General features: G+C 74.0%; 25 protein-coding genes and 1 riboswitch. Of the genes, 13 read left to right on the forward strand and 12 right to left on the reverse strand.

From position 1 onward, the window contains the following. Window positions 1-18: 18 nt before the first annotated feature. A complete protein-coding gene (locus LPU43_RS23320; RefSeq protein WP_229402652.1) occupies window positions 19-1,035 on the reverse strand; it encodes a coiled-coil domain-containing protein in 1,017 nt (338 codons plus the stop codon). Window positions 1,036-1,038: 3 nt separating this feature from the next. Further along, window positions 1,039-1,170: riboswitch (cyclic di-AMP (ydaO/yuaA leader) on the reverse strand. Between the two features lie 166 nt (window positions 1,171-1,336). Next, window positions 1,337-2,743, reverse strand: coding sequence for a YibE/F family protein (locus tag LPU43_RS23325; protein WP_229402799.1), 1,407 nt, complete (start codon window positions 2,741-2,743; stop codon window positions 1,337-1,339). A 216-nt stretch (window positions 2,744-2,959) separates the two neighbouring features. Here LPU43_RS23325 and LPU43_RS23330 point away from each other — a divergent pair, with 216 nt between their 5' ends. Continuing rightward, the gene (locus LPU43_RS23330) at window positions 2,960-3,481 is read left to right on the forward strand and encodes a hypothetical protein (protein ID WP_229402653.1); all 522 of its coding nucleotides are present in this window, start codon (window positions 2,960-2,962) and stop codon (window positions 3,479-3,481) included. Between the two features lie 86 nt (window positions 3,482-3,567). Next, on the forward strand, window positions 3,568-4,200 hold the full coding sequence (locus tag LPU43_RS23335; protein WP_229402654.1) for a DUF305 domain-containing protein: 633 nt from the start codon (window positions 3,568-3,570) through the stop codon (window positions 4,198-4,200). Window positions 4,201-4,281: 81 nt separating this feature from the next. On the opposite strand, the gene LPU43_RS23340 is transcribed toward LPU43_RS23335, so the two are convergent. Next, window positions 4,282-4,584, reverse strand: coding sequence for a metal-sensitive transcriptional regulator (locus LPU43_RS23340; RefSeq protein ID WP_229402655.1), 303 nt, complete (start codon window positions 4,582-4,584; stop codon window positions 4,282-4,284). Window positions 4,585-4,728: 144 nt separating this feature from the next. Here LPU43_RS23340 and LPU43_RS23345 point away from each other — a divergent pair, with 144 nt between their 5' ends. From LPU43_RS23345 to LPU43_RS23355, 3 genes are read left to right on the forward strand one after another with little or no spacing between them, the layout of a single operon-like run. Continuing rightward, on the forward strand, window positions 4,729-4,938 hold the full coding sequence (locus LPU43_RS23345) for a heavy-metal-associated domain-containing protein (RefSeq protein WP_229402656.1): 210 nt from the start codon (window positions 4,729-4,731) through the stop codon (window positions 4,936-4,938). 31 nt (window positions 4,939-4,969) lie between these two features. Continuing rightward, entirely contained in the window at window positions 4,970-5,956 is a 987-nt protein-coding gene (locus LPU43_RS23350) for a DUF8832 domain-containing protein (protein ID WP_229402657.1), read from the forward strand. Window positions 5,957-5,969: 13 nt separating this feature from the next. Further along, window positions 5,970-8,225, forward strand: a complete 2,256-nt coding sequence (locus LPU43_RS23355) for a heavy metal translocating P-type ATPase (RefSeq protein WP_229402658.1) — start codon at window positions 5,970-5,972, stop codon at window positions 8,223-8,225. 47 nt (window positions 8,226-8,272) lie between these two features. Here LPU43_RS23355 and LPU43_RS23360 read toward each other — a convergent pair whose 3' ends face one another. The 3 genes from LPU43_RS23360 to LPU43_RS23370 are packed head-to-tail and all read right to left on the reverse strand — an operon-like array spanning window position 8,273 to window position 9,731. Continuing rightward, a complete protein-coding gene (locus tag LPU43_RS23360; RefSeq protein WP_229402659.1) occupies window positions 8,273-8,767 on the reverse strand; it encodes an Orn/Lys/Arg family decarboxylase in 495 nt (164 codons plus the stop codon). Beyond that, window positions 8,764-9,513, reverse strand: coding sequence for an aminotransferase class I/II-fold pyridoxal phosphate-dependent enzyme (locus LPU43_RS23365; protein ID WP_229402660.1), 750 nt, complete (start codon window positions 9,511-9,513; stop codon window positions 8,764-8,766). The genes LPU43_RS23360 and LPU43_RS23365 overlap by 4 nt, the downstream gene beginning before the upstream one ends. Beyond that, a complete protein-coding gene (locus LPU43_RS23370; protein ID WP_229402661.1) occupies window positions 9,513-9,731 on the reverse strand; it encodes a hypothetical protein in 219 nt (72 codons plus the stop codon). Before LPU43_RS23370 ends, LPU43_RS23365 begins: the two co-directional genes overlap by 1 nt. Window positions 9,732-9,899: 168 nt before the next feature. On the opposite strand from LPU43_RS23370, the gene LPU43_RS23375 reads away from it, so the two are divergent. Continuing rightward, window positions 9,900-10,073, forward strand: coding sequence for a CsbD family protein (locus LPU43_RS23375; RefSeq protein WP_229402662.1), 174 nt, complete (start codon window positions 9,900-9,902; stop codon window positions 10,071-10,073). A gap of 155 nt (window positions 10,074-10,228) precedes the next feature. Next, complete coding sequence (locus tag LPU43_RS23380; protein WP_229402663.1) at window positions 10,229-10,723, forward strand: hypothetical protein; 495 nt, start codon at window positions 10,229-10,231, stop codon at window positions 10,721-10,723. Between the two features lie 124 nt (window positions 10,724-10,847). Here the strand turns inward: LPU43_RS23380 and LPU43_RS28720 are convergent, their stop codons facing one another. The 3 genes from LPU43_RS28720 to LPU43_RS23395 all read right to left on the reverse strand — a co-directional run bounded on the left by LPU43_RS28720 (window position 10,848) and on the right by LPU43_RS23395 (window position 13,831). After that, on the reverse strand, window positions 10,848-12,098 hold the full coding sequence (locus LPU43_RS28720) for a DUF2786 domain-containing protein (RefSeq protein ID WP_229402664.1): 1,251 nt from the start codon (window positions 12,096-12,098) through the stop codon (window positions 10,848-10,850). A 234-nt stretch (window positions 12,099-12,332) separates the two neighbouring features. Continuing rightward, complete coding sequence (locus LPU43_RS23390; protein ID WP_229402665.1) at window positions 12,333-12,779, reverse strand: ATP-binding protein; 447 nt, start codon at window positions 12,777-12,779, stop codon at window positions 12,333-12,335. 152 nt (window positions 12,780-12,931) lie between these two features. Further along, window positions 12,932-13,831 (reverse strand): SDR family oxidoreductase, encoded by a 900-nt coding sequence (locus tag LPU43_RS23395; protein WP_229402666.1) that lies wholly within the window; start codon window positions 13,829-13,831, stop codon window positions 12,932-12,934. Between the two features lie 194 nt (window positions 13,832-14,025). On the opposite strand from LPU43_RS23395, the gene LPU43_RS23400 reads away from it, so the two are divergent. The 3 genes from LPU43_RS23400 (at window position 14,026) to LPU43_RS23410 (ending at window position 16,800) form a co-directional block, all read left to right on the forward strand. Further along, a complete protein-coding gene (locus LPU43_RS23400) occupies window positions 14,026-15,552 on the forward strand; it encodes a glycosyltransferase family 2 protein (protein ID WP_229402667.1) in 1,527 nt (508 codons plus the stop codon). A gap of 169 nt (window positions 15,553-15,721) precedes the next feature. Then, a complete protein-coding gene (locus tag LPU43_RS23405) occupies window positions 15,722-16,057 on the forward strand; it encodes a YnfA family protein (RefSeq protein WP_229402800.1) in 336 nt (111 codons plus the stop codon). A gap of 47 nt (window positions 16,058-16,104) precedes the next feature. After that, window positions 16,105-16,800, forward strand: coding sequence for a pentapeptide repeat-containing protein (locus LPU43_RS23410; protein WP_229402668.1), 696 nt, complete (start codon window positions 16,105-16,107; stop codon window positions 16,798-16,800). Window positions 16,801-16,848: 48 nt separating this feature from the next. Here LPU43_RS23410 and LPU43_RS23415 read toward each other — a convergent pair whose 3' ends face one another. From LPU43_RS23415 to LPU43_RS23425, 3 genes are all read right to left on the reverse strand, one after another. Next, window positions 16,849-19,980 carry a hypothetical protein gene (locus tag LPU43_RS23415; protein WP_229402669.1) on the reverse strand — a complete coding sequence of 1,044 codons (3,132 nt, stop codon included), beginning with the start codon at window positions 19,978-19,980 and terminating at the stop codon, window positions 16,849-16,851. Window positions 19,981-20,271: 291 nt separating this feature from the next. Next, window positions 20,272-20,823, reverse strand: coding sequence for a DUF5872 domain-containing protein (locus LPU43_RS23420; protein WP_229402670.1), 552 nt, complete (start codon window positions 20,821-20,823; stop codon window positions 20,272-20,274). 36 nt (window positions 20,824-20,859) lie between these two features. Continuing rightward, window positions 20,860-21,387 (reverse strand): DUF421 domain-containing protein, encoded by a 528-nt coding sequence (locus tag LPU43_RS23425; protein ID WP_229402671.1) that lies wholly within the window; start codon window positions 21,385-21,387, stop codon window positions 20,860-20,862. Window positions 21,388-21,553: 166 nt separating this feature from the next. Here LPU43_RS23425 and LPU43_RS23430 point away from each other — a divergent pair, with 166 nt between their 5' ends. The 3 genes from LPU43_RS23430 to LPU43_RS23440 all read left to right on the forward strand — a co-directional run. Further along, window positions 21,554-22,504, forward strand: coding sequence for a PfkB family carbohydrate kinase (locus tag LPU43_RS23430; RefSeq protein ID WP_229402672.1), 951 nt, complete (start codon window positions 21,554-21,556; stop codon window positions 22,502-22,504). After that, window positions 22,494-23,327, forward strand: coding sequence for a 5'/3'-nucleotidase SurE (gene surE / locus LPU43_RS23435; RefSeq protein ID WP_229402673.1), 834 nt, complete (start codon window positions 22,494-22,496; stop codon window positions 23,325-23,327). Before LPU43_RS23430 ends, surE begins: the two co-directional genes overlap by 11 nt. Window positions 23,328-23,550: 223 nt before the next feature. Beyond that, on the forward strand, window positions 23,551-24,537 hold a 987-nt coding region (locus LPU43_RS23440; protein WP_229402674.1), incomplete at its 3' end, for a hypothetical protein.

Genomic DNA, 24,537 nt, shown 5'->3' on the forward strand with positions numbered 1-24,537 from the left:
GCGGCCGGCCCGTCGTCGTCAGAGCAGCGACATGTGCACGTGGTCGGTGTGGTTCGAGGGCCCGCTGTAGGACTTCCAGCCGGTCGCCGGGAACCAGATCTGCCGGTTCCAGATCACGTAGTAGATGCCGAGGCGGTCGGCGTTGCGGATGAGGAACGCGGCGAGGTTGTTGCCGTACATCCGGGTGTCGTTGTTGTGCCACGGGGAGAAGCCGCTGTTCTGCAACGACCAGTCGCAGGCCCGGCCCTTGGGGTGCTCCCACGGCCCGCCCGGGCGGTAGCAGCCGGCGAACCGCTTGAAGCCGGCCCTCCTGGTCTCCTTGTACGCGTGCAGGGTGCGCGCGGTGATGCAGCCGGAGGTGGTCGGGTCGTCCTCGGTGCACGACAGGGGACGCCAGCCGCCGTCCGAGGTGCGGCCCGGCCCCATCTTGGCGACCGGGGAGGTGGCGGAGACCAGGCCGCCGGTGAAACCCTGGCCGCCGACGAGCGCGAGGGCCTTCTCGGCGTCGTACTTCTTCTTCGCCATGATCGAGGTCTGCTTCTGCTGCTCGCGAACCTCGGCGTCGAGCGCGAGCTTGGCCTGCTCGGCGTGGGCCTTCGCGGCGCTGACCTCGGCCAGCTTGTTGGCGTTGACCATGTTCAGCTCGTCGAGGGCGGCGGCCCGCTTGACGAACGAGTCGGGGGTGTTGCTCTCCAGCAGCATGGCCATCGCGCCGATCCGCCCGGTCCGATAGGACTGGGCCGCCATCTCGCCGACCTGCGGGGCGAGCGCGTCCAGCTCCTCCTGGGCCGCCTTCACCTCCTTGGCGAGCTGGTCCTGGCGCTTCTTGGACTTCTCGAGCTTGGACTTGGCCTGCGTGTAGTCGCGGTTCGTCGCCTCGATGACGTCGTTGATCAGCTTGGGCTCGTCGTCCTCCTCGTGCCCCGAGGGGTTGGGGGTGGCGGCGAACGCGGGGGCGGCTGGCCCGGCGACGATCGCCAGGGCGGCGAGCACGGCCACCACGGGTGTCAACCAGCGGCGCAGGGGTGCCGTCACAGTTTTCCCTTCCGTCGACCGCCGACCGGGTTAGCTGACGGGTTCGGGGCGGAAGTGGCCCCTACCGCTCGCGCGGACTCACCCCTGTTACCTGGTTCCCCGGCTCGCCTCGCGGCGATTGGGCGGCGGCACCGCAGGCGCCGCTGCGCGCCTTCGTCGGTGACCGGCAGCGAGGTTACCCGACAGCCCTCCTGGGGATCTACGCCCTGATGCCGACTAAATGAGTCATTTCGTAATCGCCTTGCGTGATCAGTGACCTGTTTATCAGGCTGGGCGCCGTGGTCGGTTACGCAGTGCGTCGTCACCATGCGATATCCGTGCCCCCTTCTCGGTGCGGCCGTCCGGCCGGGAGGTCGGTGGGGCGGGTCGGCCCGTCGGGAAACGGGTCGCCCGGCCGGCCCCCGCCCAGCGCCTCCAGTGCCAGGCCCCGCTCGGCGGGGCGCGGGCCGGGGGCGCGGGCCGCCGGCCCCTCCCCACCGTCCGCGCCACCGGCGTCGGCCGGGCGGCCCGGGTGGCCGGCCGGGCGGTCGGCGCGGCCCGCCGTGGTGACCACCGCCGCCAGGCCGGTGGTCAGCGGCACGGCGGCGATCAGCCCGAGCGTGGCCACCGCGCTGCGAACGATCTCCTGCGCCATGAACTCGCTGGTCAGGATCTCGACGACCGGGCGGGAGTCGGCGGTGAGCAGGAGCAGCAGCGGCAGCGACGCGCCCGCGTACGCCAGCACGATGGTGTTCACCGTCGAGGCGATGTGCGCCCGGCCGACGCGCGTCGCCGCCCGGTAGAGCTGCAACCGGGACAGCCCCGGGTTGGCGTGCGCCAGCTCCGTCACCGTGGCCGCCTGGGTGACCGTGACGTCGTCCAGCACGCCGAGGGAGCCGATGACGATGCCGGCCAGCAGCAGGCCGTGCAGGTCGACGTCACCCCGGAACATCGACAGGGTGGTGGCGTCCTCGGTGCCGTACCCGGTGAGGTGGGTGGCGGCGGTGGCCAGGCTGCCGAGCAGGCCCGTGAGCACCAGGCTGCCCAGGGTGCCGAGGACCGCCACCGACGTCTGCGCGCTGACCCCGTGGGTGAGGTAGAGCACCACGAACATGATCAGCGCGGCGCCGACCACGGCGATCGGCAACGGCGACCCGCCCGACCCGATGCCGGGCAGGACGAAGGCCAGCAGGATGGCGAAGCTGGCGGCCAGGCCGGCCAGCGCGGCCAGCCCTCGCCAGCGGCCGAACGCGACGATGGCCAGCGCGAACACCACCGCCAGCCAGACCAGCGGGGTGCCGCGCTGGTGCTCGGCGATGTTGTAGGCGCTGACCGTCGGATCCTCCGGGTCGGTCAGCTCGACCAGGACGATCCGGTCGCCGACCGCGACGGTGGGCGCGCCGGGGCCGGTCGGGACCGGGGTTTCGATCTGCTGGCCCGCGTCCGGCCCCTGCTCGACCCGGACGGTGGCGGTGCCGCAGGGGCCCTCCGGCGCGCCGCCCTCCGGCGTCTCGGGCTGCGGCGGGCACTCCTGTGTGACGAGCCGGGTCACCGTGCCGTGGTAGCGGGGGACCGCCGCCCCACCGTCGGTCTCCGGGCCGCCGTCGCGGGGCCAGAGGATGATCGCCGCGATCAGGGTGATCACGAAGAGCGGCACCACGGTCGCCACGAGGACCCGCCGCACCCCCGGTGGGGTGGGCGGGGCGGGCCGGGTGTGGTCGGCGCCCATCGGCGTGGTCTCCAAACGGTGGTCGACGTGGGACCGCATCGCCCGGAAATCGTAGCCACCCTCACCTGCGGATGCGGGTGAACCACCCCCGTCTCGGTGACGTGGCGGTGTCCCGACCGCATCGACACCGCCAGGTCGGCGGCATCGTGGCGATCGGGGACCGTTGTCGCGGGTGTTCCGGCGGTCCGTCCGGGCGGGCAGGCTAGCGTGGGGGTCATGCGGGCGACGGCGGTGACGGGCGGGCGGTGGGTCCGCCTCACGTTGCTGCTCTGCGTCCTGGTCGGCCTGGCCGCCATGCACACCCTCGGTCACGGCGCGCATTCCCGTGGCCACGACGGGGCAGGGTCGCACGCCGACCCGTCGGTCTCCGCGTCCGCCGCCCACCTCCCGGCTGCCGCCATCCAGGTCACGGCGGTCGCCGCCCAGGTGACGGCGGTCGCCGTCCACCTCCCGGCTGTTGCCGTCCACCTCCCGGCTGTCGCCGCCCAGGTGACGGCTGTCGCCGCCCGGGCGCTGCCGGCCGGCGACCCCGCCGAGGGGCCGGCCGGTTGGAGCGCCTGCCTGGCGGTGCTCGGCGCGCTCGGGGCGGCCCTGCTGGTCGCCGTGCTGCTGCTGACCGCCACCCGGGCGGGTTCCCGGCCCGGGTGCCGGCCCGAGGGCCCACCCGCCGGCCCGCGCGCCCCGCCGCCCCATCCGTTCGGCCTTCGCCTGGCCGAGATCTCGGTGTCGCGCACGTAGGACGCCCCGGCACGGGTGCCCCGGCTCCGCCGGTGACCCGTGCCGCCGTCCTGCCCGAGCACGCAACCGAGACCGAAGGATCCACCGTGACCACTCGTACGATCGCGCGCCGCGCCGCCCTGGCCGGCGCGGCCCTGACGGCCGTTCTCGCCCTGGCCGCCTGCGGCTCCACCGACCACGGCTCGCCCGGCCACAGCGGGCCGGCGGCCGACGCCACCACCGGGGCCCCGGCGAGCGGGGCGGCCACGTTCGGCGACGCCGACGTGATGTTCGCCCAGATGATGATTCCGCACCACCGGCAGGCCGTGGAGATGTCCGAGCTGGCGGAGACCCGGGCCGCGGACCCGGAGGTCAAGCGCCTCGCCGCTCAGATCAAGGCCGCGCAGGCCCCGGAGATCGCCACCATGACGGGCTGGCTCACCGCGTGGGGGCGGCCCGTCCCGCCGCACGGCTCCGGGCACGGGATGCCGGAGATGGACCACGAGATGCCCGGGATGATGTCCGACGCGGAGATGTCCGGGCTGGCCGGCGCGGGCGGCGTCGAGTTCGACCGGCGGTTCCTGACCATGATGGTTGCCCACCACGAGGGCGCGATCAGCATGGCGAAGGAGGAGTTGGCCAAGGGCGCGAACGCGGACGCCAAGGCGATGGCCCAGCAGATCGTCAGCAGCCAGCAGGGTGAGATCGACCAGATGAGGAAGATCCTCGCCCGGCTCTGATCAACTGCCTGTCGGCGACATGGCGGTGTCGGAACCACCGGGACACCGCCATGTCGCCGACGTGGTGGCGGTCAGGCAGAGTCAGCCCCGCTTCATGAGGCGGCCGACGGCGGCCATCATCTCGCCGGCCATCTCGTCGGCCCGCCCCTCGGCGGCGCCCTCGTGCATGCAGTGCCGGGCGTGCCCGTCGAGCAGGCCGAGGGCGACCTTGTCCAGGGCGGCCTGGATCGCGGAGATCTGGGTGAGCACGTCGATGCAGTAGCGGTCCTCGTCGACCATCTTCTCGATGCCGCGGACCTGGCCCTCCACGCGGCGGAGCCGCGCGAGCAGTTGGTCCTTGCTGGCGGTGTACCCCCGGACGGGGGAGGACTTGGGTGCGGTCATGAATCGAGGATAGCGTACCCCTAGGGGGTATGATAACGTCGTCGCTGTCGATACCCCGACCGGGTACCGGTAACCGAACAGGCGTGGTCCGTCCCGCGTTCACCCTCGCGGGGTGACGTGGGGCACGGCGGAAGGAGAGCTCCAATGGTCACGACGACGTACCAGGTGCAGGGGATGACCTGCGGGCACTGCGTCAGGTCGGTCAGCGCCGAGGTCGGCGCGATCGAGGGAGTCACCGACGTCCAGGTGGACCTGGCCGCCGGCCAGGTGACCGTCACCAGCGACGCCCCGCTGGCCACCGACACCGTGCGCGCCGCCGTCGACGAGGCCGGGTACGACCTCGTCGGCGCGTGACGCCGCCCCACATGGAAAACGAGGCCCACGAATGAACACGGCGACGAAACTGAGCGGTTTCGCCCTCGGGCTCGCGGCGGTGTTCGGCGCGGCGTACGGGGTCGGCCGGGTGGCCGGCCCCGTGACCCCTGCCGCCGAGACCCGTCACGACGCCGGGGAGCCCGGCCACGACGCCGGCGAGCCCGCACACTCCCCGGCCGGGAACGCGCCCGCCGACCTCCCCGGCGGCCTGCTCGTCTCCGACCAGGGCTTCACCCTCACCCCGCTGGCCGCCCCGGCCGGCGAGTTCGCCTTCCGGGTCACCGGCCCGGACGGCGCGCCGGTGACCCGGTACGAGGTCGCGCACGACCGGCGGATGCACCTGATCGTCGCCCGGCGGGACCTCTCCGGCTTCCGGCACGTCCACCCGGAGATGGCCTCGGACGGCACCTGGCGGGTCCCGTCCCCGCTCGACGGCCCGGGCGCCTGGCGCGCCTTCGCCGACTTCACCCCCACCGGAGGCCCGGCGTTGACCCTCGGCGTCGACGTCATCGTGCCCGGCGCGCTCGACGCCCGGCCGCTGCCGGCCCCCGCCACCAGCACCACGGTCGACGGCTACACCGTCACTCTGGCCGGCACGCCCCGCCCCGGCGCGGCCAGCGAGCTGACCCTGACCGTGAGCCGGGGCGGCGCGCCGGTGACCGACCTCGCGCCCTACCTCGGGGCGTACGGGCACCTGGTCGCGCTGCGTCAAGGTGACCTTGCGTACCTGCACGTGCACCCGCAGGGCGCGCCCGGTGACGGGCGGACCCCGGCCGGGCCGGCGGTGGTCTTCTCCGCCGAGTTCCCCTCGGCCGGCACCTACCGGCTCTACCTGGACTTCAAGCACGGCGACGCCGTGCGCACGGCCGAGTTCACCGTGGTCGCCGGCGGCTCCGCCGACGACCACACCGGCCCGGCGACGACCGGCACGTCGGCCGCCACCGGCTCCCCGAGCGCCGACGCCGGACACGGCGTCCCCGGCCACGGGCATGACTGAACGGGAGGCAGCGATGACATCGCCCACGCGGCCGCTGCAGGTCGCACCGAACCAGATCGAGCTGGCGATCGGCGGCATGACCTGCGCGTCCTGCGCCGCCCGGATCGAGAAGAAGCTCAACCGGATGGACGGGGTGACCGCCACGGTCAACTACGCCACCGAGAAGGCCACCGTCTCGTACGCCGACGACGTCACCCCCGACGACCTGATCGCCACGGTCGAGAAGACCGGCTACACGGCCGTCGTGCCGCCCCCGCCCGCCCCGGCCGGCGCGGAGCCGGCCGCCGCCGAGCCGGTGGACGAGCTGCGCGGCCTGCGGACCCGGTTGTGGGTGTCGCTCGTCCTGGCCGTGCCCGTGATCGTGCTCGCCATGGTCCCGGCCTGGCAGTTCGACTACTGGCAGTGGCTGTCGCTGACGCTGGCCGCCCCGGTCGTGGTCTACGGCGGCCTGCCGTTCCACCGGGCGGCGTGGATCAACCTGCGGCACGGCGCGGCGACCATGGACACCCTGGTCTCGCTGGGCACGCTGGCCGCGCTCGGCTGGTCGCTGTGGGCGCTGTTCCTCGGTGACGCCGGGATGCCCGGCATGACCCACCCGTTCAGCCTCGACATCGTCCGCAGCGACGGCGCCGGCAACATCTACCTGGAGGCGGCGGCCGGGGTGACCGTGTTCATCCTCGCCGGCCGGTACTTCGAGGCCCGGTCCAAGCGGACCGCCGGGGCGGCCCTGCGCGCCCTGCTGGAGCTGGGGGCAAGGGACGTGGCGGTGCTGCGCGACGGGGTGGAGACCCGCGTCCCCGTGGACCAGCTCGCCGTGGGGGACCGCTTCGTGGTCCGCCCCGGCGAGAAGGTCGCCACCGACGGGGTCGTGGACGAGGGCACCTCGGCCGTGGACGCCAGCATGCTCACCGGTGAGTCCGTGCCCGTCGAGGTCGGCCCCGGCGACACCGTGGTCGGCGCGACCGTGAACGCCGGGGGCCGGCTGGTGGTCACCGCGACCCGGGTCGGCGGCGACACCCAGCTCGCCCAGATGGCGCGGCTGGTCGAGCAGGCCCAGACCGGCAAGGCGGCCGTGCAGCGGCTCGCCGACCGGATCTCCGGGGTCTTCGTCCCGATCGTGATCGCGCTCGCCGCCGCCACGCTCGGCTGGTGGCTCGGCACGGGAGCCGGGCCGACCGCCGCGTTCACCGCGGCCGTGGCGGTGCTGATCATCGCCTGCCCGTGCGCCCTGGGCCTGGCCACCCCGACCGCGCTGCTGGTCGGCACCGGGCGCGGCGCGCAGCTCGGCATCCTGATCAAGGGGCCGGAGGTGCTGGAGTCCACCCGCCAGGTGGACACGGTGGTGCTGGACAAGACCGGCACCGTGACCACGGGGCGGATGACCCTGGTCGACGTGCTCCCCGCCGACGGCACCGACGCCGCCGAGCTGCTCCGGCTGGCCGGGGCGCTGGAGGCCGCGAGCGAGCACCCGATCGCCCAGGCCGTGGCCGCCGGGGCCGCCGAGGCGGGGCCGCTCGCCCCGGTCACGGGCTTCGCCAACGTCGAGGGGCTGGGCGTCACCGGGCGCGTCGACGGCCGCGAGGTGATCGTCGGGCGGCCGCGGCTGCTGCGGGAGCGCGGGCTCGACGTGCCGGAGGGTGTCGAGCGGGCGGCGGCCGACGCGGAGGCCGCCGGGCGTACGGCGGTGCTGGCCGGCTGGGACGGCCAGGTCCGGGGCGTGCTGGCGGTGGCCGACGCGGTGAAGCCGACCAGCGCGGCGGCGATCGCCGGGCTGCGCGCCCTCGGCCTGACCCCGGTGCTGCTCACCGGCGACAACGCCACGGTGGCGCGGTCGGTGGCCGCCGAGGTCGGCATCGACGAGGTGATCGCCGAGGTGCTGCCCGCCGACAAGGTGGACGTGGTGAAGCGGCTCCAGGGGCAGGGCCGGACCGTGGCGATGGTCGGCGACGGGGTCAACGACGCCGCCGCCCTGGCCCAGGCCGACCTGGGGCTGGCCATGGGCACCGGCACCGACGTGGCGATCGAGGCCAGCGACCTGACGTTGGTCCGGGGCGACCTCACCGCCGCCGTGGACGCGATCCGGCTCTCCCGGCGGACCTTGGCGATCATCAAGGGCAACCTGTTCTGGGCCTTCGCGTACAACGTGGCCGCCCTGCCGCTGGCCGCCGCCGGCCTGCTCAACCCGATGATCGCGGGCGCGGCGATGGCCTTCTCGTCGGTCTTCGTGGTGGCCAACAGCCTCCGACTGCGCCGCTTCCGGGGGGTCTGACCGGTCCCGCCGCGCGCCCGCCGACCCCGGCGGGCGCGCGGCGTCGTTCAGCCGGCGTGGACCTTGATGGTCTTCAGCTCCGGGTCGGTGGGGTCGGGGATGCCCATGCCGGCCGCCAGCCCGCTGCGCAGGTACTCGACCACCGCCTCGTTGATCACCTCGCCGGGGAGCACGGCGGGAACACCCGGGGGGTACGGGGTGATCAGCTCCGCGGCCACCCGACCGACCGCCTGGTCGGCGGGCACCTGCTCGGTACGGCCGAAGAACGCGTCCCGGGGCAGCATCGCCATCTCCAGCCGCAGCTCGTGCGGGGCGGGCAGCGCCACCGGCCTGGCCCGGGGCAGCTCGCCCGCCGCCCCGGTGAGCGCCCGCAGCGCGTCCACCAGCACCCGGGTCGTCTCCGGGCCGTCGGCGTGGGTCAGCGCCAGCGACATCCGCCGGTGGTCGGCCAGCGCCACGTTGACGTGCCGCTCGGCGCGCAGCCAGTCGACCGCCTGGTAGCCGCTGATGCCCAGCTCGGAGACGTCGACGACGATCTTCAAGGGGCGATCTCGAACGCCTTCCCCGGGCCGGTGAACTCCTCGCCCAGCACGGCCAGGCCGGGCAGCCGGTCGATCGCCGCCCGCGTCTCGCGCGCCAGGTCGAGGGTCGACGCCAGCAGCTCGTGCCCGCGCTCGGCCATCTGCCGCCGCCAGCCGTCGAGGGCGGCGTAGATCAGCGGCGAGGAACTGGTGGTGCTGAGCATGTCCTCGCGCTGCTTGAGCACCGCCGGGTCGATCCGGTCGCCCCGGACGTGGAAGACCGAGCTCTGCTCCAGCCCCGAGCCCATCTTGTGGACGCTGGTGACGCAGGCGTCCGTGCCCACGTTCATCGCCCACTCCGGCAGGTCGGGGTGGAACGGCAGGTGCGCGCCCCACGCCTCGTCCACCAGCAGCGGCTTGTTCTGGCGGTGGCAGACCTCCGTGATCGCCTTCAGGTCGGCGCAGGTGCCGTAGTCGGTCGGGCTCACCACCAGCACGCCCTTGGCGTCGACGTGCCCGCGCAGCGCCTCCTCCACCGTGTCGGGGCCCGGCGGGTACGCCAGGTGCAGGTCGGCGTCCCAGCGGGGCTCGATCCAGACCGGCTGGATGCCGGCGATGATGATGCCGGCGACCACGGACTTGTGCGCGTTGCGGTTGATCAGCAGCTTCTCCTCCGGCCCGGTGACCGAGATCATCAGGGTCTTGACCGAGATGGAGCTGCCGCAGGTGGAGAAGAACGCGTGGTCGGCCCCGACCGTGTCGGCCATCAGCCGCTGGGCGGTGGGAGCAGCTCGCCCGTCTGGAGGCGGTCGTCCAGCCCGTTCATGGTCATCACGTCGGCGGCGAACAGGTCCCGGCCCAGGATGTCGAGGACCCGCTCGTCCACCCCCGGGCCCTGTCGGTGGCCCGGCGGCGTGAAGTTGATGTCACCGCGTTCCCGGTAGGCGACGAGCGCCTCCAGGATCGGCGCGGAGGACTGGTCCACCGGCTTCTCCTTTCGTCCGTCCTGCCCTACCTCTTCCCGCGCCCCGTCGGGGCCAACCAGGCGGTCGGTCACCGTGAGTGCGGGATCACCGGCGGGGATGGTTGGGCAGCCCGGGGGCGGGGTATCCCCAGGTCGTAGCCGAAACAGAACGCAACGCGGGAGGTTCACATGGGTATCGACGACAAGCTCGCCAACACGTCCCAGGACGCCGCCGGCAAGCTGAAGGAAGGCACCGGCCGGGCCACCGACAACGAGCGGCTCGAGGCCGAGGGCCGCAACGACCAGGCCAAGGCCAACCTCAAGCAGGCCGGCGAGAAGATCAAGGACGCCTTCAAGAGCTGAACCAGCTCGTACGCGCGCCGGGCCGGCCACTCGCCGGCCCGGCGCCGGCGTGTCCGGGCCGTGCGCGCCCACACCCCGCCGGGTACGGTCGGTGACGCCCAACGTCATGCTGGGACGGTCGACAACCGAGTGGGGAGATCATGTCTCGTCGTACCGTGACCCTGCGTCGCACCGCCGCCCTGGTGGCCCTGGCCGCCTTCGCCGCCGGCTGCCAGTCGGCCGACGACACCGCGGGGGAACCCGCCGCCGCGCCGCCCACCAGCGCCCCGGCCGATCCGCCCACCGGCACCGCCCCCGAGCCGTCGGAGTCCCCGCAGGCGGTGACCGCCGCCAACACGGTCGAGGTGTGCCAGGCGGTCGACAAGCTGATCGTGGCCGGGAGCAAGAAGATCGCCGACGAGTCGGCCGCCGCCACCCGGGGCGAGGAGACCAGCGAGGAGCTCAACTCCCGGCTCAAGGCGACCCTCGGCGGCCTCGCCGACGACGTCCGCGAGCAGGCGGAACGCGCCGAGGACGACGAGATCGAGGAGCTGCTCACGGAGACCGCGAAGCAGCTCGACACGGGGGCGAGGTCGAGCACGCCGGTGAAGTGGCTCGGCTCGACCTTCGTCGACATCCCGCCGAAGCTGACCCGGGAGTGCCGGGCCTGACCCGCCGGGGGAAGTCGGGGCGGACCTGCCCAGCGGGAGGCCGACCTGCTGAACTGGGAGGAGAAGTGGGGCCGGCCGCACCCGTACCGGGGCCGCCTGTTCTGATCGCCCCCGCGCGGCGCGGTCAGCGCGTGGCCCGGCCGCCGCGCACGGCCCGGGGCGGTGGCCCGGACGGGCCGCCCAGCGAGGCCCGGTCGGCGGCCGAGGTGCCGGACGACCACCCCTCCTCGTCGGCGACGGCGAGCCGCTTGCTGGTCACCCCCGGGAAGAGGTCGTCCATCCGCTCCCGCACCGCGTCCGTGCGGGCCGCGAGCACCGGCAGCAGCCGGTCCGACCCCTGCTCCCGGGCCGCCTCCCGGCTCGCCTCGTCGGTGGCCGTCCGCAGCCGCTCGCCGATCCGCAGCGCGAACGCGTTGAGGAACGACTCGTCGTACGCCTTCGTGCGCCGGCTGCCGCCCCGCGCCCGGCGCTCGGTCCGGCCCCGCAGCATCGCGGCGGTGGCCTGCACCAGCAGCGACGTGTAGAGCAGCTCGACGGCGGCCAGGTCGGCGGGGAAGCCGAGCACGGTGGCGAAGCCGAGGTCGTCGGACCAGACCGACTCGCACCGGTTCGCGGCGGCCACCTCCTGCACCAGCAGCGCCTTCGCCCCCGGATACGGCGGCTCCGTGCCGAGCCGCACCCCGCCGGGCACGTCGCCGCGCTCGACGGTCGCCTCGACCAGGGCCACGTCGAGGCTGTGCCGGGCCATCAGCTCCTGCGCCTTGCCGGTCAGCGCCTCGGCCTCGGCCGGGAAGGTGGTCGACTCGGCCTTCGCCAGCAGCGCCCGCACCCGGTCGAGCATCCGGGAGCCGCTCCCGCCGCGCGGCGTCGCCGCCGCCGGGGCGGCCGTGCCGGGCGGCGGGCGGAGCACCGCGATCGGCGGCAGCCCCTCCACGAGCGCGAGCACCTCGACCGCCTCGCGCAGCGCGGCGATCCGGTCCGTGCCCTCGCGGGCGGCCCAGGCCGTCAGGTACCGGCGGTCGTCGTCCCACCACACGGCCGCGTCGAGGCCGGCGAGCTGGTCGTCCCACCACCCGGGCACCGGGTCGGGCTGGACCCGGCGCTGGGCGGCGACCAGGTCGACCACCAGCCGTCCGGCCGCCGGGCCGAGGCGGCGGGCCGCGATCCGGGCCAGGTCCGCCGGCTGCCAGCCCCGGGGCCAGAGCCCGCCCACCCCGCGCACGAGGCGGGCCACCAGGGCGGCGTCCAGCGCGGCCGGGCCGCCCGGCACGCCGACGCCGACCACCAGCCGGTCGAGCTGCCGTTCGGCCGCCCGGGTGTCGGTGCCGCGCGCCGCCGCGAGGGCGTCGGCGATCAGCTCGTCGGCGTCCGGCACGGGCGTCCCTCCGTCGGTCCTGGTCCCGGTGCGTGGCCGGTGGCTGGGCGGGACCGGCCGGCGCCGGTCCACCGGGAAACCGTACCGCCGGGCGGCCCCGGCCCGAGCGCGGCCGGCCCGCCGGGGGTCGGCCGGGCGTCTCCCGCGCGCCGAACCGGCGCTGTCGGCCCTCCGCGCGGGGGCTCAGCCGGCCCTGCGCGCGGATTTCAGCCGGCCTGCCGGCCCCCGGCGGGCTCAGCGGGCGCTGTGGTGGCCCTGGCGGGGGAACGAGGCCCAGATGTGTTTCGACTCCTGGGTCGCGTACCAGCCGACGTCGAGGGAGAAGGCCCGGGCGAGTTGGAGGCCGCGGCCACCCGAGCCCAACTGGCGGGTGTCCGCCGGCTCGGGCACGGTGGCGAGGTCGTGGTCGGCGACGTCGAGGATGAACACGTCGTCGTCGCGGAGCAGCCGGACGGTGGTCGGCGGCAGCCCGTGCAGGAGGGCGTTGGTGGCCAGCTCGGTGGCGACGAGCACGATCCGCTCGGGTATGTCGTCGAGTTCCTCGCCCTCGGCGAGGGCGTGCCCGGTCAGCGCCTCGTGCAGGGACGCGCGGAGCCCGCGCAGCTCCGCCGCGTTGGTGAGGGGCCAGGACTTCAGTTCGACGGCCCGGGGCGGTGGCGGCGAGGTTCGCAGCGATCCCATGATCTCGCTTTACCCTGGGTAGTCGCCGCTCACACGGCCTCCGGCGCGTCGGATCGCCCGGCGGCGACCCGGCCCGCCACCCGTGCGGTGGGGACGGGTCGCCGCGCCGACCGACCTGCCGTGGCACCGCCGGCTGCCGTGACGCCGCCGGCTCAGGCCAGCGGCTTGCCGCCGGTCACCCCGAGCACCTCGCCGGTGATGTAGCTGGACTCCTGCGAGGCGAAGAAGACGTACGCCGGGGCCAGCTCCGCCGGCTGACCGGCGCGGCCCAGCGGCACGTCCCTGCCGAAGGACTCGACCTTGTCCTCGGGCATGGTGGCCGGGATCAGCGGGGTCCAGATGGGGCCGGGCGCCACGCAGTTGACCCGGATGCCCCGGTCGGCGAGGTTCTGCGCCAGCCCCTTGGTGAAGTTGACGATGCCGGCCTTGGTGGTGGCGTAGTCCAGCAGGTCGGGGGAGGGCTGGTACGCCTGGATCGACGCCGTGTTGATGATCGTCGAGCCCGGCTCCAGATGCGGCACGGCCGCCTTGCAGAGCCAGAACATCGCGTACAGGTTGGTCTTCAGCACCCGGTCGAACTGCTCGGTGGTGATGTCGGTGATCCCGCCGGCCTGCGACATCTGGTGGGCGGCGTTGTTCACCAGGATGTCCAGCCCGCCCAGCTCGTCGACGGCCCGCCGGACGACCTCCTGGCAGTGCGCCTCCTCGCACAGGTCGCCGGCCACGGTCACCACGGTCCGGCCCGCCTCGCGCACCAGCCGCGCGGTCTCCTCGGCGTCGTCCTTCTCCTCCGGCAGGTAGGTGATCAGGACGTCGGCGCCCTCCCGGGCGAACGCGACCGCGACGGCCCGGCCGATGCCGGAGTCGCCGCCGGTGATCACGGCCCGCCTGCCGGTGAGCCGGCCGTTGCCCCGGTAGCTCTCCTCGCCGTGGTCGGGGGCGTCCGGCATCTTCGCGGTCCTGCCGGGGGCGGACTGCTGGCCGCCGCTCTGCTCCTCGGGGGTGCGGAACTGCTCCTGGGGGTCCTGCCTGTCGTACTGGTCGTTGGTCACGGTCGCATCCCTTTCCGCGGGCTGGTGAGGTGGAAATCAACTTCCCCGGGTTCGACACGCCCAACCGGACCACATCGTGACAATTGCCTGCGCCCACCGGCTCCGGTGCGCGATTTCCCGGGAAGGCGGCCGGTCGCCGCTGTCCGGGGGCCGCTACGGTGTTCGTGTTCTCGACCGCTGACGGGAAGAAGACCATGACCGCCAGTACGAATGCGCCGAAGGTCAGTGTGGTGGTTCCGGCGTACAACTCCGGCCCGCACATCGAGCGGCTGATCGCCTCCCTCCTGCGCCAGTCGCTGCCGCCCGGGGAGTTCGAGGCGGTCTTCGTCGACGACGGCTCCACCGACTCCACGGGAACCCGCCTGGACGAGCTGGCCGCCGCCCACGAGCACATCCGCGTGGTGCACATCCCGAACTCCGGCTGGCCGTCCCGACCGCGCAACGTCGGCGTCGCCAACGCCCGCGGCGAGTACGTCTTCTTCTCCGACGACGACGACTGGTTCGCCGACGAGGCCCTGGAACGCCTCTACGCCTACGCGAAGGAAAACGACGCGGACATCGTGGTCGGCAAGATGGCCGGGCACAACCGTTCGGTGCCGCGCGAACTGTTCCGCAAGGACCGCCCCGACGCGACGTTGCAGAACTCTCCGCTGATCGACAGCCTGACGTCGCACAAGCTGTTCCGCCGCTCGTTCCTGAACGAGCACGAGATCCGTTTCGTGGAGGAACGACGCCGGCTGGAGGACCACCTCTTCGTGGTCCGGGCGTTCTTCCTGTCGAAGCGCACCTCCGTGCTGTCCAACTACGTCTGCTACCACCACATCCGCCGCGAGGACGCCGGCAACGTGACGGCCCAGGCGATGGACCCGGCCGGGTACTACGCCAACCTGCGGGACGTGCTGGACGTCGTCGACGCGCACACCGAGCCGGGGCCGCTGCGCGACAAGCTGCACCGGCGCTGGCTGCGCAACGAGATGGTCAGCCGGCTGCGCGGCAAGCGGCTGCTCAAGGAGCCGGCCGACTGGGTGGCGCAGGTGGCGCGCGAGTGCGGCGGGATCGTCCGCGAGCGCTTCGCGCCGGGCGTCGCCGCCGGGCTCCCGCCGTTGCAGCGGGCGATCACCGCCCTCACGGCCGAGGACCGGGTCGACGGGCTGCGCGAGCTGGCCGAGTGGGAGGCGAAGGTCCGCGTCCGCGCCAAGGTCGACGAGCACCGGGTCGAGGGGATGGTCCTCACCGTCACCGCCAGCGCGCACCTGGCGTCCGGCGACGAGCCCGTCGGCCTCACCGTCTCCGACGGGCGCTACCAGATCGTCCTGCCCGTCGACGTCGACCCGGACGTGCTCGACGTCACCAAGCGCCGGGCCATGGCGCGGCTCGACATCGTCGCCCGGCGCAAGGAGGGCGGCGAGGAGTTCTTCCTGCCGGTCGAGTGCCGCGTCGAGGACGTGCCGGTCCCGGGCGCCGAGCCGGGCGTCGTGCACCTCGTGCACCACGCCACCGCCCGGCTGGACTTCGCCACCATCAACTCCGGCCGGACCGAGGGCACCTGGCTGCTCAAGGCCCGGCTCACCGAGAACGGCTGGACCGAGGACGGCCGGCTGCCGCTGACGTTCCGGTGCGCCGCCGACGGGGCCGCCCCCGTCCAGGTCGTCGCCAGCAAGCCGGCCCCCGGCCTGCGCTCCCGGCTGCGCCGCGTCGCCAAGCGCCTGCTGGGCCGCTGACCGCGGTCTCCTGGAAGCCGTACAGCGGGGACGACGACAGCACGGTCACCGTGGGCACCAGGTCCGGGTGACAGCGACGCGGCGGCTGCTCGTTCTCGGCACCCCGGCGTACCGCCGCCCCGCGCCGGTCGGCGACGGCGCGGGGTTCGGCTGCGGTACGGTCCGGCAGGTGACCGTCCTCCGTTCCCTGCTGCTGTTCGCCCTCGCCGCGCTCGCGGAGATCGGCGGCGCCTGGCTGGTCTGGCAGGGCTGGCGGGAGCATCGCGGCCTGTGGTGGATCGCCGCCGGCCTGATCGCCCTCGGCGCGTACGGCTTCGTCGCCACCTTCCAGCCCGACCCGAACTTCGGCCGCGTCCTGGCCGCCTACGGCGGGATCTTCGTCGCCGGCTCGCTGGCCTGGGGCGTCGTGGTCGACGGCTTCCGCCCCGACCGGTGGGACCTCGCCGGCGCGGCGATCTGCCTGCTCGGCGTGGCCGTCATCATGTACGCCCCGCGCGCCACCTGACCTGCGCGAATTTCCGCCCCGCCGGCCGGGTCGGCTAGCGTGCGGGGATGGCGGTGCGATCGTCGCGTGGTGGCGCGGCCGGGTGGCGGGCGCCGGTGCGGCCCAAGCCCCCGGCGTCGCTGGAGCTGGCGACCGCCTCCGACGCCGCCGTCGAGGACGAGGCCACCTTCCGGCGGCTCGGGTTCTTCGACCTCGACCTGTCGGGGCGGTCGGCGGACGGGGCCGAGTTCACGCAGTGCCGGTTCCGGGGCGCGGACCTCAGCGGCGCCCGGCTGGAGGGCGCGACGTTCGCCGACTGCCTCTTCGAGAGCACGAACTTGGCGAACCTGCGGGCGCAGCGCTCGTCGATGCTGCGGGTGCGGCTGGCGACGGCGCGCATGACGGGCGTGCAGTGGGTCGACGGCTCGGTGCGGGACGTGACGATCTCGGACTGCCGGCTGGACCTGTCGTCGTGGCGGTTCACGGACTTCGTCAGCGTCGCGTTCGAGGGGTGCAACCTGGCCGGGGCGGACTTCCAGAACGCGGACCTGCGCGGGGCCCGGTTCACCGGCTGCGACCTGAGCGGGGCGCAGTTCTCCCAGGCGACGCTGACCGGCACCCGGTTCGCCGACTGCGTGTTGGCGGGCATCGGCGGGGTGACGAGCATGGCCGGGGCCGTCGTGGCCCACCAGGATCTCGCCGCCCTGTCGTACACCCTGGCGGGGGCGCTGGGCATCCGCATCGAGGACGCCGGAGACGGGTGACCGCCGCCCCCGGGGCCGGGTCGGCACCGGGGACGGCGGTCGGATGGCTCAGCTCACCGTGACGGGGATGACCCTCGGCGTCTGCTGCACCTGCCCGTAGTTGTCGACCGCCCGGATCGTCAACGTGTAGGCCCCCGCCGGAACCACCGGCGTGGTGTAGGCGAAGTTCGACCCGGGCGAGCCCGGGCTGGTGAGGAACGTCGTGAGCCAGGGGGCGTTGCCCGGGGTGCTGGGCGCGAACACGCCGGAGGCGTTCATTCCCTGGCCGGCGCTGTTGACGATCTGGACCTCCACCTTGAGCATCCCGACGTCGTCCACGGCCCGCCCGCTGATCACGATCCGCGAGTCGGCGAGGACGTCGCCGTCCTGCGGGATCATCAGGCTCGGCTCCAGGCGCGGATCGAGGTCACCCGGGTACACCAGGTACTTGGCGGTGGCCCCGGAGGTCGAGCCGTCCGACTGGCCCGCCGTGTCCACGGCCCACGCCTCGACGCTGTACTCGCCCTTCGTCGGCAGGTCGGCCGAGAGGGTGAAGGTGGTGCTCGTCGCGCCCGGCGAGCCCAGCACCGCGCCCAGCGTGGCGAAGCCCGCCGCCATGGTGCCGTTCGGCTGCACGTACCGGCCGGTGTCCAGGTCGCGCAGCGCCACCCGTACCCCCTGCACGCCCTTGTCGTCGGTGGCGGTGCCGGCCAGGTCGAGGTGCAACTGGTCGACGTTCTGGTCGACGCCGGTGAAGCTCAGCAGGCCGTTCGGGAAGGCGTCGCCGGGCACCTGGGCGGTGACGGTGAGCCGGCCCAGATTGGCCGTCGTCGTGGTCAGACCCAGGTTGTCGGTGGCCCGCACCCGGAAGTCGTACACGCCGGGGGTGAGGGGCACGCTGGTGAAGGACCAGTTGTACGACGCGGCGTTGAGGTTCGTCGGCGAGACCCGGTGGTACGCCGTGACCGCGTCGACGCCCCACGTCCCGTCGGCGGCCAGCGACTCGCGGGTGCTGTTGTTGCGCAGGTACACCTCGACCGAGCGCAGCGTGCCGTCGTCGCTCGCCGTGCCGGAGAACGTGACCGCGCCGCCCGGCGCGACCGTGATCGGCGTGGCGGCGGCCGGCGGGGTCATCGCGGCGGGGGCGGTGACGGCCACCACGGGCGCGACGCCGTTGGCCGAGACGATCCAGTCGCGGGTGACGCCGCGCAGGTCGCTCTGGCCGCCGACGTCGATGGCGGTGGCGGTGAGCCGCCACTCGCCCTCGCTGGGCAGGGCCACCTCGAACTGCCAGGTGGTCGACACCGCGCCGATGACGTCCGGCTCGCCCCGGAAGGTGTTGTAGACCGGGGCGAGCGTCCCGTCGTCCTGGAGGTAGCGGTTGTCCGGGGTGCGCAGCGAGTACGACATCCCGGCGACGCCCTTGTCGTCGAAGGCGGTGCCGGTGGCGACGAAGGTGCGGGTGGCGAGCAGGCCGGCGGCCGGCGAGGTGATCATCGTGATCGGCGGCAGGTCGTCGAGGCTGAACGTCTCGATCTTCTTGATCGCCTTCGTGCTGTCGCTCCCGCCGTTGCCGGCGAAGGTCTTCGCCTGGAGCTGGTACTCGCCGACCGGGAAGGAGACCGACAGGGACCAGGAGGTCGAGGTGGCGTTCGGGGTGGCGAGCGTGGTGAGGATGGTGTTGGCCGAGCCCCACGTCACGAGGTCGTCCTGCAACCACTTGCGGGAGCTGCGGTTCTGCACCTCGAGCTGCACCTTCTGCACGCCGGAGGGCGCGGTCGCCTGGCCCTGGATGGTGAAGGAGGTGTTGGCCGCCTCGACCCGCCCCTCGATGGGCGTGACGATCGTCGTGTCGACCGGGGAGGCCGCCGGGACGTCGTTGAGGTCGAAGAAGCCGACCCGGCCCACCGGCAGGCCGCCCTTGGTGTTGCCGTCGCCGCCGACGAAGAGGCCGCGCGGGGTGGCCAGCATGGCCTTCTCGCCCTCGTACGAGGTGGAGCCGGGGTTCCACTCCAGGGCCGTGCCCGTCGCCGGGTCGAGCGCGCCGATGTGGTCGCGGCGGACCACCTGGTCGCCGAGGCCGTACCCGCTCAGGCCCTGGCCCGAGCCGTAACCGACGTTGTCCAGGCCGGGCCACGGGACGTTGGCCGTCGGCGACTCCTGCCAACTGAAGTGGCCGCCGACGTACACGGCCTTCTCGGTGACGGCGACGGAGTAGATGCTGTCGAAGTGGCGGGACACCCAGATCGGTTCGACCTGGTCGTTGCCGGCCACCGGGAACGCGATGGCGGTGTCGTTGATCGGCGGGCGGTCGCCGCCCGAGCCGCTGGTGACGACGAAGTACGAGTCGTCGGGCGCGATGTCACCGGCGAAGACCCGCTGGATGCCGCCGACGAAGGAGAGGTTGTCCTCCCACAGGCGGGTGCGCCAGGGCAGCAGGGCCTTGGTGGCGGTGTCGACGAGGCCGACGCCGTAGCGGTCCTGGCCGGCGATCTGCCGGCCGGTGTGCACGACCATCAGCTTGCTGCCGTCGTGGGTCAGCTTGAGCTGCTGCACGGTGAGCATCCCGCCGACGCCGATGCCGCCGGACAGCGGCAGGTTGAAGCCGCTGTCCACCGCTCCCGTGGTCGGGTTGAGCGCGACCAGCGCGGGGCGGGTCACGCTGTTCACCTTCGTGAACTGGCCGCCCACGTACACGGCGGTGTTGCTCACGGCCAGCGCGGTCGCGCGCCCGTTGCCCTGGGCGGTGAAGGCCGCGACCGGGGCGCCGGTGGTCGGGTCGAGCCGCACGATCTTGCGCTTGGTGAGCCCGCCGACGGTGTTGAACGACCCCGCCACGTAGAGCGACGAGCCGTCCGGCGACGCCTCCACGGCCTCCACGGCCCCGTCGAAGGTCGGCCGGAACGTGGTGTCGACCAGGCCCGTGTCGATGTTGTACGCGGCCAGCGACCGCTGCGCGAGCGTCGTCCCGCCGACGTTGGCGATCCCGGTGAAGGAGCCGGCGATGAAGACCCGGTTGCCGATCACCTCGATGTCGGTGATCTCGCCGTCGTTGATCCGCGGTACGTCGCTGCGGGGCGTGGTGGGAACGAGACCGGTGTGCCCCGGCGGCGCGGTCTGGGCCGCGACCGTGCGCAGGACCGGGCGGGTCGCGCTGGTGGCGCCTGCCGTCGTTCCCGCAGCCGCCGGTTGAGCTGTCATCAGCACTGACCCGGCAATCAGACCCGCGATGGCGCGGCTCCGAACGTGCATCAAGAGAACCCCCTGTAAACGCCCGGATCGCGGCACCGGGTCGAATCCCGGGCCGTCGATCTCCTGGCGTGCCGGAGTCACCGTAGGAGTTGACCATCCCTCGTGTACGGAGCCCCGTCGGAAACCCGACCGATCGACTTTCGCTCACGTCTGGTCGGCGGTTGCCGCCGTCCTCCGATCCAGCCCCGCACCGCCGATCGGGCGGCCCGTGGGCCGCCCGGTCGAGTCCTGACCCCTCGGTCAGCGTCGGTCGAGTTCCGCCTCCAGGCGGCGTAGGAGCGTCTTGCGGGCCTTGCCGTCGCGCTCGCGCCGCAGCGCCGCCCTGAGCTGGCGGTCGTCGAGGCCGCGGACGAGCTTGACGGCCTCGGCGACCGGCAGCTCCGACAGCCGCTGCGCCGACGTGGCGTCCCGCCGCGCGCGGCTGGCCGGCCCGGTGTTCGCCACGTACTGCCGGCCGGTCCTCGACTCCCTGCGCTTCTTGGCGTCGGTGGCGCGCCGCTGCTCGGGCGAGAGCTCCTCCCAGGCCCGTCTGGGCAGGTAACGGTCCGTCTCGCCGTCGTGGCGCGCCCGGGTGTCACCCTCGCGGGTCTGCCAGTCCTCGTTGCCCCAGCGCCGCAGCGACTTCTGCCGCTCGTCCCTCGGGCCGACGTAGCCCCCGCCGCGCTTCTGGTACTCCCGGGTGAGGAGTTGCGACTTGCGCGCCGACCACTGCCCCTTCCTGCCGCCCTTCTCGGACGCCTGGATCTCTTCCTTGAGCCGCTGCCGGAGCTCGGGATTCGTGTACCGCGCCATGCCCGACGCCTACCCGCCACGGACGGCGGTACGCCCTCAGGGGGCACCGCGCCGGGCGGACCTGCCCCGCGCCTTGTCGCCGCCGTCGCGGGTGATGACGCTGAACTGCCCGTCGGACTCCATCCTGGCCTCCCGCACCTCCGACAGCTCCGCGACGCCCTGCTCGCGGAGCTGGCTGAGCAGCTCCTCCTCGGTGACCAGCTCCCGGCGCATGTTGCGGCGCAGGATCTCGCCGTCCCGCACCAGCAACAGCGGGCGCGGGTGGATGACCCGGGCGGCCGCGGGCCACCGGTAGGCGACGGCGTCGAGCACGTACGACCAGCCGATGATCACGGCCACGAGGACCACGCCGTTGGTGACCGAGGTGTACTCGTCGGCCATCCCGTTCTGCGCCGCGTCGGCGATCAGCACGATCACCAGCAGGTCGCTGACGCCGGTGGTGCCGCTCTCCCGCTTGAGCACGACGCGCAGCAGGAAGAACAGCGTCAGGTAGATGACGCTGCCCCGGACGGCGATCTCCAGCAGCGACGTGTCCGGGATGAAGACCTCCCGCCAGTCGGCCACGACGGCGGTTACCCGCCGGCTCGCGGCTCAGTCGTCCCGGGCTCTTCCATCCGAGGGCCGCCCGCGCGCCCGGTCGCGGGCGAGGGGACCGGGCCGCTGTCCGGTTCTCCCGGGAAATCCCGCCCGGCGTCCGGTTGGCAGGGCCGTTTTGGGGCAGTATGTGGCAATGGATGAGCAGGTGATGGTGTTCGCCCCGGCGCCGCTGTTGACCGTGACGATCGAGCAGCAGGCCGCCACCGTCGAGCTGCACCTGCACGCCGGCGGGCAGGGGGTGTGGCAGACCCGCATGATCGCCGCCCTCGGGACGCCGGTCGTCCTCTGCGTGGCCCTCGGCGGCGAGGTCGGCGGCGCGCTGCGCAAGCTCCTCTCCCAGGAGAACGTGACGGTGCGCGTCATCGAGCGGCTCTCCGGGACCGGCTGGTACGTGCACGACCGGCGGGAGGGCTCCCGCAGGGAGATCGCCGAGAACCCGGGCGAGCCGATGGTCCGCCACGACATCGACGAGCTGTACACGGTGACGCTGACGGAGGGGCTGCGCGCGCCGGTCAGCGTGCTCAGCGGTCCCGCCGCGCCGGACGTGGTCGACCCGGACATCTACCGGCGGCTCGCCGCCGACCTCACCGCCAACGGCGGCACGGTCGTGGCGGACCTCTCCGGCGCCCACCTGGCGGCGGTGCTGGAGGGCGGGGTGGCCGTGCTGAAGGTCAGCCACGAGGAGCTGCTCGACGACGGGCTCGCGGAGGACGACAGCGTGCCGGCGTTGCTGGACGCCGGTCGGCGGCTGCGGGAGCGGGGCGCGGCGTCGGTGCTGATCAGCCGGGCGGGGGAGCCGGCCCTGGCCCTGCTCGACGACGACACGGCGCTCCAGGTGCACGCCCCGCCGTTGGAGCTGGCCGAGCACCGGGGTGCGGGAGACTCGATGACCGCCGGCGTGGCCTCGGTGCTCGCCCGCGGCGGCGACCTGCGGGAGGCCGTCCGCGTCGGCGCCGCCGCCGGAGCGCTGAACGTCACCCGGCACGGCCTGGGCACCGGGCGGGCGGAAGCCGTACGGGAACTCGCCGGCCGGGTGCGGTTCACCCCGCTCGACGGCGACTCCGGGAGCGACGATGACCGCTGAGCGCCGGGCGCGCGTCCTGGTGACCAACGACGACGGCGTGCACGCCCCCGGCATCCGGTGGCTCGCCCGGGCCGCCCACGAACACGGCCTCGACGTGGTGGTCGCCGCGCCGCAGGCCGAGGCGAGCGGCATGAGCGCGGCGCTGTCGGCGGTGACCGACGACGGGCGGGTGGTGTTCACCGAGACGGAGCTGGCCGGGCTCCCCGACGTGCCCGCGTTCGGGGTCGCCGCCTCGCCGGCCTACATCGCCGTCCTGGCCGGGCTCGGGGTGTTCGGGCCGGCCCCGCAGCTCGTGCTGTCGGGCATCAACCGGGGTGCCAACGCCGGTCACGCGATCCTGCACTCCGGCACGGTCGGCGCGGCGCTGACCGCCGGCAACAACGGCGCCCGCGCCCTGGCCGTGTCGCTGGACGTGCTCTCCCCGGCGGCGGCGGCGAGCGCGGGCAGCGGCGGCGCGGCCATCGCCGCGCTCGACGCGGCCGAGGACGAGACCCGCAACTGGCCGACCGCCGCCGAGCTGGCCGGCCGGCTGCTGCCCTGGCTGCTCGACGCGGAACCCGGCGTCGTGCTCAACCTCAACGTGCCCGACCTGCCGATCGGCCGGGTCGCCGGCCTGCGCCAGGCCACCCTCGCCCCGTTCGGCCAGGTGCAGATGGCCGTCGCCGAGACCGGCGAGGGCTTCGTGCGTACGGCCGTCGAGCAGCACGGCGCCCGCCACGTGCCCGGCACCGACCTGGCCTGGCTGGCCGAGGGCTACGCCGCCGTCACCGCCGTCCGGGCGCTGGGCGACGTGCCCGAGCTGGTGGTGCCGACGGCGACGTGAGGCGCGTGAGCCGGGCGGTGGCGACCGTGGAGGCCGGCACGCCGGCGCAGGGCCGGCCCGGCGTCCCGCCCCCGTTCAAGCGGCCTCCGCGCAGCGGTTGAACATCCACTCCGGATAACGGTTCCGTATCGCCGCCGAAACGCGTCGCGGCCCCGCGATATCCATTGGCGGCATCGCAGAGCCGCGGTGCGGTAGAGCGAATCTGCGCGCACGGAGGCCGGCGATGCATCACGGTAAGAAGAGCATGTTCGGCGGCTCGACCGCCGGCCCGCTTCCCGACCTGTTGCGCAAACCGCCGCCGCTGCGTCGGCGGTTGGCCACCGCGCTGGCGGGGGCGATGGCCATCGTCATCGCGGCGACCGGGGTGGGAGAGGTGCCGACCCAGATCGACCTGACGGCGACGGGCTCACGCGGGGCGGCCGACGCGAAGCGGCAGCAGAAGGCCGCCCCCGCGCCCCGACAGGCGTGGGACGGCGCCCCGCAGACGGACGAGGCCGCGCGGCGTCAGGCGAACCGGAAGATCCCCGCCTCCGAGCAGTCGCGCTACCCCCAGCACAAGCTGCCGCAGCAGCCGAAGGTCGCGGCGAACAAGGCCTCCGTCCAGCAGCCGCCGGCACAGAAGGCGCGCGGCTACCAGTCGGCCACCAGCGAGGAGCTGGCGCGGGAGCGGGACGCCTACCGGCAGGTCTACGCCAACGCCGACGGCACCCAGACCACCGTGTTCTCGACCGCGCCGGTCAACTACCAGACCGCCAAGGGCGACTGGGCGCCGATCGACCCGAAACTGACCGCCGAGGCCGCCTCCGGCTGGCGCAACAGGGCGGATGCCGTGCAGGTGCGGCTCGCCGGCCGAGCCGACTCCCCGGCCGTGGCCCGCTTCGCCGTCGCCGACGGCAAGGCCCTGTCGTACGGGCTGGCCGGCGCCGCGGCGGTGCCCGGCAAGGCCGACGGCGCGCTGGTCACCTACCGCGGCGTGCTACCCGGGGTGGACCTGGAACTGGAGTCGCGTCCCGGCGCGCTGAAGGAGACGCTGGTCCTGCACTCCCCGAAGGCCCCCCGGACGTACGACTTCCCGCTGCGTCTCGACGGGCTCACCGCCGCGATCCGCGACGGCGCGGTGGAGCTCTCCGACGCCACCGGCACGGTGCGGGCCGTCATCCCGCCCGGCTACATGGTCGACGCCGCCGCCACCCCGGTGACCTCGACGGCC

Source organism: Micromonospora okii (assembly GCF_020884795.1).
Taxonomy (GTDB): domain Bacteria; phylum Actinomycetota; class Actinomycetes; order Mycobacteriales; family Micromonosporaceae; genus Micromonospora; species Micromonospora okii.